At 64.0% G+C, this 13,180-nt stretch carries 13 protein-coding genes and 1 pseudogene; 5 read left to right on the top strand and 9 right to left on the bottom strand.

Annotated elements, in window-relative coordinates; genetic code table 11:
• Positions 1–419: 419 nt before the first annotated feature.
• The 3 genes and pseudogenes from G3N64_RS06450 to G3N64_RS39645 all read right to left on the bottom strand — a co-directional run bounded on the left by G3N64_RS06450 (position 420) and on the right by G3N64_RS39645 (position 4,093).
• On the bottom strand, positions 420–2,195 hold the full coding sequence (locus G3N64_RS06450) for an alpha/beta hydrolase (protein WP_205782885.1): 1,776 nt from the start codon (positions 2,193–2,195) through the stop codon (positions 420–422).
• Positions 2,196–2,765: 570 nt separating this feature from the next.
• Positions 2,766–3,321 (bottom strand): annotated as a pseudogene (locus G3N64_RS06445) (SLBB domain-containing protein); the annotation flags it as partial.
• A 334-nt stretch (positions 3,322–3,655) separates the two neighbouring features.
• Positions 3,656–4,093 carry a hypothetical protein gene (locus G3N64_RS39645; protein WP_241020805.1) on the bottom strand — a complete coding sequence of 146 codons (438 nt, stop codon included), beginning with the start codon at positions 4,091–4,093 and terminating at the stop codon, positions 3,656–3,658.
• A gap of 508 nt (positions 4,094–4,601) precedes the next feature.
• On the opposite strand from G3N64_RS39645, the gene G3N64_RS06435 reads away from it, so the two are divergent.
• A complete protein-coding gene (locus tag G3N64_RS06435; RefSeq protein WP_205782884.1) occupies positions 4,602–6,803 on the top strand; it encodes a glycoside hydrolase family 3 C-terminal domain-containing protein in 2,202 nt (733 codons plus the stop codon).
• A gap of 76 nt (positions 6,804–6,879) precedes the next feature.
• Here the strand turns inward: G3N64_RS06435 and G3N64_RS06430 are convergent, their stop codons facing one another.
• Together G3N64_RS06430 and G3N64_RS06425 are read right to left on the bottom strand one after the other, a co-directional pair.
• Complete coding sequence (locus tag G3N64_RS06430) at positions 6,880–7,050, bottom strand: hypothetical protein (protein ID WP_205782883.1); 171 nt, start codon at positions 7,048–7,050, stop codon at positions 6,880–6,882.
• Positions 7,050–7,628, bottom strand: a complete 579-nt coding sequence (locus G3N64_RS06425; RefSeq protein ID WP_205782882.1) for a DUF4865 family protein — start codon at positions 7,626–7,628, stop codon at positions 7,050–7,052. The genes G3N64_RS06430 and G3N64_RS06425 overlap by 1 nt, the downstream gene beginning before the upstream one ends.
• 127 nt (positions 7,629–7,755) lie before the next feature.
• On the opposite strand from G3N64_RS06425, the gene G3N64_RS06420 reads away from it, so the two are divergent.
• Complete coding sequence (locus G3N64_RS06420; RefSeq protein ID WP_205782881.1) at positions 7,756–8,613, top strand: LysR family transcriptional regulator; 858 nt, start codon at positions 7,756–7,758, stop codon at positions 8,611–8,613.
• Positions 8,614–8,642: 29 nt separating this feature from the next.
• Positions 8,643–9,311 carry a DUF2625 domain-containing protein gene (locus tag G3N64_RS06415; RefSeq protein WP_205782880.1) on the top strand — a complete coding sequence of 223 codons (669 nt, stop codon included), beginning with the start codon at positions 8,643–8,645 and terminating at the stop codon, positions 9,309–9,311.
• Positions 9,312–9,325: 14 nt separating this feature from the next.
• On the opposite strand, the gene G3N64_RS06410 is transcribed toward G3N64_RS06415, so the two are convergent.
• From G3N64_RS06410 to G3N64_RS06400, 3 genes are all read right to left on the bottom strand, one after another.
• Positions 9,326–9,742 carry a DUF4087 domain-containing protein gene (locus G3N64_RS06410; protein ID WP_205782879.1) on the bottom strand — a complete coding sequence of 139 codons (417 nt, stop codon included), beginning with the start codon at positions 9,740–9,742 and terminating at the stop codon, positions 9,326–9,328.
• Between the two features lie 11 nt (positions 9,743–9,753).
• Complete coding sequence (locus G3N64_RS06405) at positions 9,754–10,545, bottom strand: hypothetical protein (protein WP_205782878.1); 792 nt, start codon at positions 10,543–10,545, stop codon at positions 9,754–9,756.
• Positions 10,546–10,654: 109 nt separating this feature from the next.
• Positions 10,655–10,990 carry a hypothetical protein gene (locus G3N64_RS06400; RefSeq protein WP_205782877.1) on the bottom strand — a complete coding sequence of 112 codons (336 nt, stop codon included), beginning with the start codon at positions 10,988–10,990 and terminating at the stop codon, positions 10,655–10,657.
• A 44-nt stretch (positions 10,991–11,034) separates the two neighbouring features.
• Here G3N64_RS06400 and G3N64_RS06395 point away from each other — a divergent pair, with 44 nt between their 5' ends.
• On the top strand, positions 11,035–11,622 hold the full coding sequence (locus tag G3N64_RS06395; RefSeq protein ID WP_205782876.1) for a YigZ family protein: 588 nt from the start codon (positions 11,035–11,037) through the stop codon (positions 11,620–11,622).
• A gap of 259 nt (positions 11,623–11,881) precedes the next feature.
• Positions 11,882–12,172 (top strand): H-NS histone family protein, encoded by a 291-nt coding sequence (locus G3N64_RS06390; protein ID WP_205782875.1) that lies wholly within the window; start codon positions 11,882–11,884, stop codon positions 12,170–12,172.
• 55 nt (positions 12,173–12,227) lie between these two features.
• Here the strand turns inward: G3N64_RS06390 and ppk2 are convergent, their stop codons facing one another.
• The gene (gene ppk2 / locus G3N64_RS06385; RefSeq protein WP_205782874.1) at positions 12,228–13,178 is read right to left on the bottom strand and encodes a polyphosphate kinase 2; all 951 of its coding nucleotides are present in this window, start codon (positions 13,176–13,178) and stop codon (positions 12,228–12,230) included.
• Positions 13,179–13,180 lie beyond the last annotated feature (2 nt).

Raw genomic sequence — 13,180 nt, 5'->3', positions numbered from 1 at the left:
GATCGACCTCGGTGGATGCAATGTCGCGAGTGCGATGCCACGTCATCGCCGGCATGACCGGGCCCGATTTTCGCGCGCTCGTTTCGCGCACCGGCGTCATCCCGTGCCGCATGCGCAAGATAGTCCGTTTCCCGCTGGCGGTAACGCCTATTCCACTTTCGATGTTCCCGGCACGCTTGCTTCATTGTCATTCCTCGACGGAGTCGCCATGGCGCTTGCGAACAGGCAACCCCATGAAAATTCGACACTGTCAGGATACGGTGACCGAAGCGGCGGATCTGTTCGTCCGGTTACGTTAGCGGGAGACTTTGGCAAAACCGCCACCGACCGACTCCCGGTGCCGCGCTCCCGAGACACTCGCACGGGGGAGACGCCGCGACGCCACCCGGTCAGGCCTGCGTGCGACGTCTGCTCGAACGTTATGAAGGCGCGTGCTCCGGTTGCGCGGGTACCGCGAATTCGGCCGGCGCGTACCAGCAGGCAAGCAGCGCAGCGCAACGGGTGACGACGTACTGCGCAGCGGCGTTGCCGTGCAACGAATGGTCGAGCGCGTCCTGCATGTCGACGGATACATTCGGCCAATGCGAGAACGCACGGGATGCGGGGCCGAAATTCCGGACGAGCTCGTCGACGCCCGAATCAAATGTGCCGTAGACGAGATGGGTACGGACGCCGCGAGCCGACATGTCACGCAGCAATCCCCGAGGCGTCTCGTTACCCGGCCGCCGGCCGAGATGCTCGCCGACACGATTGACGGGCACGGTCATGACGCCCGCGACCAAACGGAACAGGGCACGCAGGACCGGTCGCAGATCACGCCCTTCGAGTATCAGCCGACGCAGCTTGTGGCGGCTGCGCAGCGACGCCCAATAGCCGCGCATCGAATTTGTCTGGTTATTTACGGCATTCGCGAGCGTTTGTCCGCGCGGCCATATGAAAACCGGAAGATTGACCGCAATCACGCCGGCGAAATGCTCGCGCGCGGCCGCATGAAGCGACGCGTACGCTCCAGAGCAAATACCGAATGCAACGATCTCGCGATGCCCGTGCGCCTTCAGCCAGTCGGCTGCGGACGCGATATCGACGATCACCTGATCCGAATACGGAATGTCCGACTGATCGTCTCTCGCACGCAGGCCGCTGTCGCCAATGCCACTCGAATCGATGCGCAGGCTGCTGATACCCGATGCCGCGAGCGACCGCGCCAGTCGAACCGCAAACCGACCGTCGGCGACATGCGGATTGGCCGCCGTATTGGTAATCAACAGGGTCGGCGCGGCAGCGCGTCTGGTGCTGCCGGCCGGTTCGCACAGCACACCGACCAATCGCCCCGGCCCCACGGAGATCAACCGTTCGATACTGCCCTCCCCGGCCAGCGTCACGGCTGACTCGGAATCCCTCACGGAAACGCGAACGGCCGCCTCGGAACCGTCGTCGATCCAGTCCGCGATCGTATCGAGCAATCCGTCGGGTAGCCGCGACCAGACCGGCTCCCTCATGATGCCGCCCCAGTCGGGGCAGGTCCGCACATCTACCGAAACACCACGTGCCTGTAGCGCGTCCGACAGCGCAGGACCGTCGCCGTACGGCGCATCGACGAGCAACGCGCGCGCCGGCAATGCGTGAAATCGTCCCGCAGACTCGCACAGGTTGATGCCTCGGAGTGCCGCGACGAGATCATCGGGATACGCGTGCCCGAGCACCTGGAGAGGCCGTTCCTCTCGAACCGCATCCCGCACGGCCGGCGGCACGTTATCGAGCCAGCGTTGAGCGACGAGAGAAAGCTCGCGCAGGTAGCCGCGGCCGCGCACCACTGGCGCCAGCGCGACGAAGCGCGTGATTCCGGGGATGCCTTCCGCGGCGAGGAGCCCCAATGCTGCACCGGCGCGCACACCGACGAGTGTCAGCGTGTCCGACGCGACACGCTCGTGCAACGCATCAACGGCATGCCGAACGCTTGCGAGCATCTGCTCGAAGCGGCCAGCGTCGTGTTCGTCGCCCAGCGAGTCGCCGCTCGCCGGATAGTGGAATCGCAGCACCGGAAAGCCGCGATCGGCGAGATGCTCGGCGAGCGAGCGAACGAGTTTGTGAAGCCAGAGCGCCTCGTGACCGAGCGGCTCGCAAATCACGATGCCATGCGGGCGATTGCCTGCGTGAAACCAGCCGACACATCCGTTGAACTGAATGGGTGTCATGATCCGGTCCTTGCGCTGTACACCTGATGGCCCGATGCGTTGCTGGATGCCTGTCGCATGCCGCGAAGCACGCATCCTGGTACCGGAAACGACTGCACGTGCGTCCGGGTGAATTTCATCTCGCAGCCGAAACGAGGCTGCATGTACGCTCGGCCGCATAAAGCAAATCGGGAACGACTGACGTTGCGACGATGCGAGCCGACTCCCCGTAACCGGCTCCGTCCTTGCGTATCGATTTGGGTTCCCACGAAAAAACCTGTATGTGAAAACACCCGCATGCCCGACCGGGTCCGGCGAGTGCCTGTCGAGGATCGCCGGACCGGCAAGCGCCTCTGGGTTGAGATTGGTCTTGGTAATTTTTTTGGTCGGATGACGTTACATTTCCGCTCCTTACCCCCGAATCAGCTTGGCAGGCCAGACACGGCGGCCTGCTCGAATATCGACGATTAGGCCACTCAATCCCGACATATTTCGTACGCCACATTACATTTGCACAACGCGCCTTCCCGGACTTGCGGCGCCACTGCCACGCAAGGTTTGCCGCCGATCGTGCACGGTTGCCCCAACCGACCGCTCGGCACGGGCGAACGATGCTGACGCTCGCCGGTCGATGTGCAGACTTCCGCTCGGCTGCCGGACCCGCGCGCCCCGCACTGATCCGCCGTGTATCCAACGCCGCCCATGTGGCCAAGCGATTCACCGGGATTCATCGTCCGTCGGTCAAGGTAAGTGTCGCCGAACGGGGCACTTCGCCCGGCACGAACACCTTCGCATCGCTCGTCGCACGCACACGCACCAGATCGATCGCCGTCGCACAGCAGGATGTTGGACGGATACACGCCTGCCGCAATCATCGCCGGCAAGCTCACGTTCACCGTCTTGCCGCCGCGCGTCACCATGACTTGCGATCGATCGGCCGCGGTCGTGAAGCCGCGTGCGCGATCGATCGCTTCGGGCAGCGTCATCGGCATGTCGTCGACGATCTGCGACCCGGGCGAGCGCACTTCACCGTCGAGATAGACACGCTTGCTGCGATACGCCTGGATGTGCAGCGCAATCTGCGCTTGCGCACGTATTCGCCGAGTCGCCTGGTCGGCGCCGTGTGCGCCTCCGCCTCGGTCATCCCTGTTTGTGTAGTCGTTGACATCCTGTCGGCCGACGCAACCCTGCCGGTCGTGCTCCGGCCGGGTTGTTCACGCACTGATGCTTGATTGGACACCGTCTGGCGCCGTGTGTATGTGAGCAACCCCACCGAAAACCTATCTTCATACAAACATCCGACCGAGCGCCGTGGATCACACCGCCACCCCGCTGACCACACCGCCCGAAACCGGCGCCAGGCACCCGCGAGCGTGTTCGCCGGATCCGTCGTTGCAAAAAATGCGCACCGATCTGTGCGCCGTGCCGTGGAGAGCCGTGTCACAACGTCGCTGTGGCAACCCCGTCAACCGCCACACCATTTATTCAGCGTCGAACGTGAAGGTCAGAACCTGGCCGGTTGCCATGACGACATTGGCCCCCGTCGTCGTCTGAAGGTTCGCGTTGTCCGCAACCGTGCAGTTCCCGTTGGTCGCGACGATCTTGACCGACTGACCGTCTATGCCCCCCATCAGGTTCGTCAGCGTCGTCGGCAACGCATAGTTCGCCGTCAGTTTGCTGACACCGGTCACACTCGGCGTCGAACTCGTGCCGACGAAGCCATTGGCCAGAACCGCCTCACGCTCATCGGGAGATCGACCCGTTCCTGCAGAAGCGGGCGTGCCGTCAGGCCCGTAGCGGTGCCCACAACATATGTGGCCGGAAATTCTGCTGTCATTCAGGCGCTCCGTATCGTCGCAATTCAATCGCGATGCAAAGAAGTCAAAAAATGGGGAAATCTGATGGGAATGAGCGAGCACGATTGTTCGTACGCGCCCGTTGCAGAATAGAAGCGGCACTCCCGACAAACAGTGCGCGAAATGACCGAAGCCCGGTTCGATGCGCACGCAACGAACCGGAACACGCGTCGCCCTGTTTCCCCGCAAAAACGCTGCTCCCAGGTACTTCTTACCCCGACACACGCCCTCAATCGGGAACGATGACCGCCTTTCCGTCGCATCGCGCGACCGTGCCGAAGAAAGATCCGACATATCGGTATAAACACCGATGCTGTAGTCAAACTACATCCATACTATTAGCCGCTGCAGAGAATCGCTACATCCGATTCGGCAGCGTCGGGCGGCCCGTGCGTCGCCGTCCGCGTGCACCGATCGGGCCCAACCGGCCGTAACGATTCCCCGCCTGGCCTGGCATGCCGACGCGCCCCCACCCTGCAGTGCCAGCCGAATACGTCCAGTGCGAATCCACCGGACGTGCGCAGCTCCAGACATCATCCGCACAACCGGCAATACGATCATGGAGAACAACATGCGAGACACCCTCTGGCCGGCCGTCGTGCTGGCAGCAACCCTCTGCACCACCGCCTACGCGGGCGACGCCGATTTCAACGCGCAGGGCGACGCCACCGATGCGTTCGCGTCGGCCGCATCGGTTCGGCGCGCGGACCTGCTCGTGCGCAAGATGACGCTCGACGAAAAACTTCAGTTCATTCATTCGCAATACGAAATGTCGAAGGTGCCTGGCGGCGGCGCCGGCTACATCCAGGGCGTGCCGCGGCTCGGCATTCCCGACCTGAACATGGTCGATTCCGCGACGGGGTCCGGCAGCACGTCGCAGGCCAGCACGACGTTCCCCGCGACGATCGCCGTCGCCGCGAGCTGGGATCGCCGCCTGTCGTACGACTACGGCAAGCAGGTTGCGATCCAGTTGCGCGCGCAAGGATTCGGCATGGGTCTCGCCGGCGGCACCAATCTCGCGCGCGAGCCGCGTGGCGGCCGCCTGTTCGAGTATCTCGGCGAGGATCCGCTGCTCGCCGGCGACCTGCTCGCCGAACGCACGCTCGCCACGCAGCGGCAGAAAGTCATCGCGACCATCAAGCACTATGCCGGCAACGAACAGGAGCACGGCCGGATGGGCGGCAACACGCAGATCGACGAGCGCACGCTGCGCGAGCTCTACCTGCTGCCGTTCGAGATCGCCGCGAAGCGCGGGCGGCCCGGCAGCGTGATGTGCAGCTACAACCGCCTGAACGGCGCGTATGCCTGTGAGAACCCTCACCTGCTGAACGACGTGCTGAAGAACGAATGGGGCTTCCAGGGCCAGGTGCAATCCGACTGGGGCGCCACGCACAGCACCGCCGCCGCGATCAACGCGGGGCTCGACGAGGAAGAAGACGTCGGGCCATCCGTGTACCTGACGCCGGCGGCCGTCAAGCAGGCCATCGCGAACGGCTCGGTGTCGACTGCACGACTCGACGACATGGTGCGGCGCAAGCTCGCGGTGATGATCCGCGTGGGCGTGATGGACGATCCGGCCAAGGGTGGCGGCACGATCGATTTCGCGGCTGCGAACCGGTTCGCGCAGGCCGCTTCCGAGCAGTCGATCGTGCTGCTGAAGAACGACGGCAACCAGTTGCCGCTTGCCGCGTCGGCGCTGTCGCATATCGCCGTGATCGGCGGCCATGCCGATGCGGCCGTGTTGTCGGGCGGCGGCTCGGGCAACACGCGCGACCCCGTATCGGGATCGTTCGCGGGCTGCGGCGGCCTCACCTTCGGGTCATCGACCGGATGCAGCTGGTGGCGCAATCCGTGGCTGAAGGTCGACGTGCCCATCGTCGCGGCGATCCGCGCGCTCGCGCCGGCCGCGCAGGTCACGTATGCGGGCAACAGCGACCAGCAGTTGCCGTTCCGCGCCTACACGCAGCAGGAGATCGACCAGGCCGCGGCACTCGCGGGCCGTTCGGACGTCGCGATCGTCGTGGTCGCGCAGCCGGCCGGCGAGGATTTCGGCGATCTGCAGAGCCTGAGCCTCGCGAACCCGTCGAACCAGGATGCGCTCGTCGAAGCCGTCGCCCGCGCGAATCCGCACACGATCGTCGTCGTCCAGAGCGGCAACCCGGTGCTGATGCCGTGGAAGGACCAGGTATCCGCGATCGTCGAGGCGTGGTATCCGGGCGAAGCCGGCGGCAAGGCGATCGCGAACGTGCTGTTCGGCGCGGTCAATCCGTCCGGCAAGCTGCCCGTCACGTTCCCCGCGCGCGATCAGGATTCGCCGGCCTGGGGGCAAAACGGTGCGTTCGACAACGATCCCGTCTATGCGGAAAAGCTGAACATGGGCTATCGCTGGTATGACGCGCACAACATCAAGCCGATGTTCGAGTTCGGCTACGGGCTGTCGTACACGCACTTCGCGTATTCGGGGCTGTCGGTGTCGAAGCAATGGGACGGGTCGCTGAGCGTCGCATTCACGGTGCGCAACGACGGGCGCGTCGCCGGCGCGGAAACGCCGCAGGTCTATCTCGGCGTACCGTACAAGGACGAACCGCCGAAGCGTCTGGTCGGCTGGGAGAAGATCCGGCTGAATCCGGGCGAGGCGCGGCGTGTACGTGTCACCGTGTCGCCGCGGATGCAGAGCGTGTGGGATACGTCGCGTAACGGCTGGCGCGTGGTGCCGGGCGGGACGGTGTACGTCGGTGCGTCGTCGCGGGATATCCGGTTGCAGGGGCACTGAGCGGTAGTGGAAGAACGGAAGCGCCGCGTGCGTCGTGCGCGGCGCTTCCGTAATCCCCCGTCCGCACTGGCAAACCTTACCGGAACAGCAACGCCAGCAACGTCGCGAGCGCGGCAATCGCGACGATCCCCGCCGCCATTCCGGCCAGATGCGCGGCGATCACCAGACCGGCCGGCAATCGCGTCGATGCCGCGCCGCTCGCTCCATCTGCCGGCCCGGCTCGCGATCGCGCCGCAACGCCGGCCATCACACCCCGCTCCCTTCGAGCGTATCGAGCAACGGCCGGGCCAGATGCAGGACCTGGTACACCGTGCCCGCGCCGCCGCCGTCCGGTTCGTGTTCCGATACGAGTACACGCGTCAGCCGCCAGCGCAGCGGATCGAGGCTGACCGCTGCCGCGACCGTACCCTGCCGATCCGCCGCTTCGCGATTGCGCGCGATCTCCTTTGCCAGCGTCGCGTCGAGGTCGGCATCCGCCGGCAGGTCGATGGCTTCCAGCCGCACGAAGCGTCCCGTCGACGCACGGCCCTTGCGCGCATCGAGCGCGACCTGCACGTCGATCGGTGCGCGTCCGAAGCTGTCCGTCACGACCCGGTAGCGGCCGTCCGTGACGAACCCCGCGAACGCCCGTTCATTGCGCCACAGATAAAGCGACGCATAGCCGTTTTCCGTCGCACCATAGCGGCCCGCCTCGCGCAGCAGGAACCCCTTGAATACCAGGTCCGGCGTGTCGTCCCAGAGCCTGCCGCGCTCGCGCACGCGATTGCGGATGATGTCGAGGTCGTAGTCCGCCGGCAGGCGGTGCACGTAGTACGCGGTCAGCATGATCGACTCCTGGGATTGAAAGGGGAGATTCCGAACGGCTCGAGAACAGCGTAGAAGACCTTGAATCATTTGAAAAGACGATGGCAGAATATTTCAATGATTCATTTTTACAATGGATGAGTGCACGATGAAAACGCTCGACATCGAAGCCGTGCAGGCATTCGTGCTGACCGCCGACCTCAAGAGCTTCACGCGGGCCGCCGAGGCGATGGACACCACGCAGTCCGCGGTGAGCCTGAAGATCAAACGGCTGGAAGACGGCCTCGGCCGCCGCCTGCTGGAGCGCACGCCGCGGCAGGTTCGCCTGTCGGCCGACGGCACCGCGTTCCTGGAACCCGCGCGCGAACTCGTGGCGGCTCACCAGGGTGCGGTCGGTGCGTTCGGCGCCGGCCAGCGGCGGCTGGTGATCGGCGTGAGCCATCATGTCGTCGGCGCCGATCTGCCGATGCTGCTTCAACGCATGAGCGAAGCGGAACCGGGGCTCGTGCTGGAGATCCGGGTTGCCGCGTCGCGCGACGTGCTCGATGCGTTCGACCGCGGCCAGCTCGACGCCGCCGTCGCGCTGCAGCACGACAGCCGGCGGCTCGACGGTGAAACGCTGCTGTCGGAGTCGTTCGGCTGGATGGCCGCGACCGATTTCGAGTACCATCCGCCGCAACCGCTGCGGCTCGCGACGCAGGCCGAGCCGTGCAGCGTGCGCCGCATGGCGGTCGGCGCGCTGGACGAAGCCGGTGTCGCGTGGACGGAAGTGTTCGTCGGCGGCGGCGTGGCGACGATCGGCGCGGCGGTGTCCGCGGGGCTGGCCGTCGCCGCGCTCGGGCATCGCGTGGCGCCCGTCGGGTCGGTCGACGTGGGGACGCGATTCGGGCTGCCGCCATTGCCGACGCGCGACGTGGTGCTCTACTCGAACCTGACCGATGCGCGGGCCCGGCAGGCGCTGCGCACGCTGGGCGCGGCGCTGCGGTCGTCGGTCGGCGTGCGGTGAGGTTGCGCTTGAACGCCCCGGAGAAAAACATGCGCCCGCTGGACGAACTGATAAACGAACGCGAGTCCGCGCTCCCGACTTTGATCGAGTGGGCGGCAGCAGCCTGTCACCCTTGCGAAATACTGCCCGCATCCGATCGGCGTGGCGAAGTTCTGTCAGCACTTCAGGTATCCACCCGATCGACCCTGGGGGCAATCGCCTATTCGACCGGCGGCATACTGGTGGCAGGCGGCTACCTTCGTCTGCTTGGCTCAGGCCATCCCAGGCTGCTCAGAGACATCGTCGGCTGGAACACCGGGCGATCCTCCGGTTTTCTATTGATCGCTGACGATGCCGTCGGCGGCTTCTTCGCGTTGAACGGCGGCGCACTCGGGGAAGACACGGGTTCGGTGTATTACTTTGCACCCGACACCTTGAGATGGGAGCCCCTCGAGATCGGGTATAGCGACTTCGTGCGGTGGTCGCTCAGCGAGAAGCTGCATGACTTCTATGCAAGCTTGCGCTGGCCAGGCTGGCAAGCTGATGTCCTGCATCTGACGACGGATCAATGCTTCCACTTCTATCCGTTCCTGTGGACGACAGAAGGCTCGGCGGAACACGGCAGCCGCAAGGCGGTCAGCATTTCCGAACTGTACGCGCTTCATGTCAGCCCCGGATCCGCCACGTCACGGCAACCGTCATCGGGCCACGACCACTGAATAGCCGCCACCCGCTAATTCGGCGGCTGCCATAAATTCTTGTCGCGCAGACAGCGATCGATCGGAATGAGGCGTGCCCGGCTCATTTTCGTCACGTCGCCATCGTCAACGGACGCGAATACCATGCACGCGCATGTCAGATAGTCCTCTTCGTGAACCGACGAATACGTACTCGACTTCGTCGTATTCGGATACATGTCCGACTGACGAATGACCGGCCATTGCCCGGCCTCCCTGTCGACCATCCAGATCCGCTCGCTGTCGTGAAACTCGATTGCATTGTTCTTCGACGAATTCCTCGACAGATCCAGCCAGCCACATCGATCCACGGATGCGTTGGCATGGATCGGGCACGTCAACACCAACGCCGAATACAACATGCCGATCCATGTCTGAATACGGGGGACGAACCGCCACCGGGTATCGCGCATTGCCACCTCAATCAGGATTTCGGGGCAAATTTCCATTTGCCTTCGCTGTATTGCAGCGATACATACTTTTCCAGCCCGGTGCCCCAAATCATCATATCGCCGAGCTGGCGAAACGGATAAGATTCGGCCTCGTTACGGACCTTGTGTCCGTGCAACTGCATATCGATGGAATTTGCCCAATCCTCGAATCCCTGCGCAGCCCGTATCGAATACCTGACATCCGTCCTGTACGCACCCTCAAGATCTTTGTAAACGCTGCCGTTGATCCTCGACCGGTCCGACGAATCGCCGACAAAAAAATCCGCCTCGAGCGACGTGAAGCTATCGTACACATAGCGGCCAAAGCACAGGGCCTTCGACGACCCAGCGGCCCCGGATGTACCGGCTTGATTGCGCTGTTCGCGCACATACGGCTTCGCTTGCGGAGCAATGTCGTAAATCCGCTTTTCGTGTGGATAGAACTGAACCGGCCCGGCATTCCTGTTCTGTACAACCGTCCTGGTGACGAATCCAACATCGGCCAACGCCTCCATCAACGCCAGCGTATATTTGGTCTCGGTGTACACAGGCGCGTCGAAATCGTAGACGACAGGCCAGTTACGATAATCGTCGCAAACTTCGTCGGTCGTATAGCGCAATGCGTCCTGACGTGCAAACGCCTCTGCCTGAGTTTGGGAGGGGGGACTCGGGAACGTGATCGGAGCCTGACTGGATCGCTTGAACCACGCATAGCCTGCGATGGCGAGTACAACGACAGGAGCCATCAATATGGATATCGTCTTGAATCGCGTCTTCGCTTTCACGATCAATCACTCGCCGCAGTTTCCGGAAGGAATCGCGCGATACTAGCACGCAGCCTTGGACGACCCGGTTATCGAGAGATGCGCAATACCGGATCGAGACGGGTATTTTTTATTCGAACATCCGAATACGTGACCCGCAGTTCGCTTTACATCCTGCAATCAACAGTTGATGATTCTCGCGCTCAACATCCGCTCCCGAGCGGCGCATCCGGCAAACGCCGCACATCGCCGGGCATCCCGTGTTCGCCATCACGGGCGACGGCATATTCGCCACCATCGCACCATTCACATCGGTGCGTTTCGTCTCGATGTATCCGGCACATCGCCCGGGTCGGATTCTGATCGCATCGAAATGCTTCGATGCGCGCCACGGTAAAATTCGGTCTTCATCCCGCCCTTGCAGCCGACCAACGCCTGCCCGGGTGAGCATCAACAGAACCGACACGCCACCATCATCTTGATTTCCTTACACTTTCCCCGTCGCGACGCATGATGTACTCGCTCGCCACCACCTACATCCGGGAACTCGAGATCCGCAAGAGCCGCTTCATCGCGTACGCGATTCCCGTCGACGACCGCGACGCCGCGATGCAGGCGCTGCAACGCCTGCGCGACGAGCATCCGGCTGCCACCCACGTATGCTGGGCACTGCTGGCGGGCGGCCAGTCGGGCATGTCGGACGACGGCGAGCCGTCGGGCACGGCGGGCCGCCCGATTCTCGAAGTGCTGCGCCATCACGATCTCGACGGCGTGCTCGGCGCGGTCGTGCGTTACTACGGTGGCGTGAAGCTCGGCGCGGGCGGGCTGGTGCGCGCATACACGGATGCCATCGCGTCGGCGCTGCTCGATGCCGAGCGCATCGAACGCATCCGCTACACACGGCTCGCGATCGAAATCGGCTATCCCGAGGAAGCGCGCGTGCGCCGCTGGATCGAACAGGCGGGTTATGAACTGGTGGACAGCGCGTACGGGATGACGGTCAAGCTCGTGATCAAGCTGCCCGAGACCGCCGACGCGAATGCGCGAACCGAGTTGTTCGACCTGACGCAAGGGCGATCCGGCTTTCCCGATCTGTGACGACCGGCATCCGCCCGCCCCGTCATCCCGACTGCCGGCAAATTCCGCCGAAAAATCAGATAAGTCCGATAGAAAAATCGCGCGCCGCCACTTAATCTCACCGGGTTCCCGGCGACACGCGCTGCATGCGTTTTACCCTCGGCCAGCCCAGGCAGCACGCACGCCACCGGCCGAGGCGGCACGCCAGGGCCAGGCGTGCCGACATGCGGTTCGACACGCGTCGCCAATAATCAAAACTCAGCTACGGGATAACGGACGCATGCATCAAGTGCAGACACTGCAAGCCCAGCTTGCGGAACTCGATCGGCGCATCAGGGCGGCACGGAGCCGCGAACGCAATGCGGTGCTGGCGCAGGTACGCGAGATCGTCACGAGCTACGCGCTGACCGCGCGGGAAATCTTCGGGCAGGGTTACAGCGATCGCGCGAAGCTGTTCACCGTCGGCGTAAAGTATCGCGACCCGGCAACCGGCGCGACATGGAGCGGGCGCGGCCGCGCACCCGCATGGATCACCGGGCGCGACCGCACCGCGTTCCTGATCCGGGAGTAACGCGCGCCGCGTTGCACGGCGCGCCCCTTCATCGGATCGAATCCGCCCTGGCCGCTCAGTAAGTATCCGGCACGATCATGTCGTCCGGCGTCGGCCGGCGGATGTAATCCTCGTGATGCTCGCGCGGCGGCAGGTCGATCGGTGCGTGCGGCACCTCGTGATACGGCACCTGCTGCAGCAGGTGGTGAATGCAGTTCAACCGCGCGCGCTTCTTGTCGACGGCCTGCACGACCCACCACGGCGCTTCCGGAATGTGCGTGCGCTGCAGCATCTCTTCTTTTGCGGCCGTGTAGGCTTCCCAGCGGCGGCGGCTCTCGAGATCCATCGGGCTCAGCTTCCACTGCTTGAGCGGATCCTCGATCCGGCTCTGGAATCGCACTTCCTGCTCGTGATCGGTGATCGAGAACCAGTACTTGACGATCTGGATCCCGCTGCGCACCAGCATCTTCTCGAACTCGGGCACCGAACGGAAAAACTCCTCGTATTCCTCGTCGGTACAGAAGTTCATCACGCGCTCGACGCCCGCGCGGTTGTACCAGCTGCGGTCGAACAGCACGATCTCGCCACCGGCCGGCAGATGGGCGACATAGCGCTGGAAATACCATTGCGTGCGTTCGCGGTTGTTCGGCGCCGGCAGCGCCGCCACGCGGCAGACGCGCGGGTTCAGCCGCTGCGTGATGCGCTTGATCGCCCCGCCCTTGCCGGCCGCGTCGCGCCCCTCGAAAATGACGACGAGCCGGTGCCCCGTGCTCACGACCCAGTCCTGCAGCTTCACGAGCTCGCCCTGCAGCCGGAACAGCTCGCGGAAATACGCCTTGCGCGCCTCGCGGCGCTCCGGCGAAAACAGCAGGTCCTCGTCGCTGTCGAAGCGGCGATCGTCGAGCTCCATCTCGAGTTCTTCGTCGTAGGCGTCGACCAGATCTTCCTCGAAACGGCGCTGGCGCGCCTCCATCGATTCCATATCGGTGCGGTTGTCGGTCTCGGTACGGGTATCGTTGTCGCCCATGG

The organism is Burkholderia sp. Ac-20344 (genome assembly GCF_017104975.1).
Classification (GTDB): Bacteria; Pseudomonadota; Gammaproteobacteria; order Burkholderiales; family Burkholderiaceae; genus Burkholderia.
The sequence above is the reverse complement of the archived record's forward strand: the minus strand, read 5'-3'. Positions and strand labels throughout refer to the sequence as shown.

Bases quoted from the DNA above. Each gene is read 5' to 3' on its own strand.
- G3N64_RS06435 (WP_205782884.1), top strand. From the start codon at position 4,602: ATGCGAGACACCCTCTGGCCGGCCGTCGTGCTGGCAGCAACCCTCTGC.
- G3N64_RS06430 (WP_205782883.1), bottom strand. From the start codon at position 7,050: ATGGCCGGCGTTGCGGCGCGATCGCGAGCCGGGCCGGCAGATGGAGCG.
- ppk2 (WP_205782874.1), bottom strand. From the start codon at position 13,178: ATGGGCGACAACGATACCCGTACCGAGACCGACAACCGCACCGATATG.
- G3N64_RS06415 (WP_205782880.1), top strand. From the start codon at position 8,643: ATGCGCCCGCTGGACGAACTGATAAACGAACGCGAGTCCGCGCTCCCG.
- G3N64_RS06390 (WP_205782875.1), top strand. From the start codon at position 11,882: ATGCATCAAGTGCAGACACTGCAAGCCCAGCTTGCGGAACTCGATCGG.
- G3N64_RS06410 (WP_205782879.1), bottom strand. From the start codon at position 9,742: ATGCGCGATACCCGGTGGCGGTTCGTCCCCCGTATTCAGACATGGATC.
- G3N64_RS06450 (WP_205782885.1), bottom strand. From the start codon at position 2,195: ATGACACCCATTCAGTTCAACGGATGTGTCGGCTGGTTTCACGCAGGC.
- G3N64_RS06420 (WP_205782881.1), top strand. From the start codon at position 7,756: ATGAAAACGCTCGACATCGAAGCCGTGCAGGCATTCGTGCTGACCGCC.
- G3N64_RS06425 (WP_205782882.1), bottom strand. From the start codon at position 7,628: ATGCTGACCGCGTACTACGTGCACCGCCTGCCGGCGGACTACGACCTC.
- G3N64_RS06395 (WP_205782876.1), top strand. From the start codon at position 11,035: ATGATGTACTCGCTCGCCACCACCTACATCCGGGAACTCGAGATCCGC.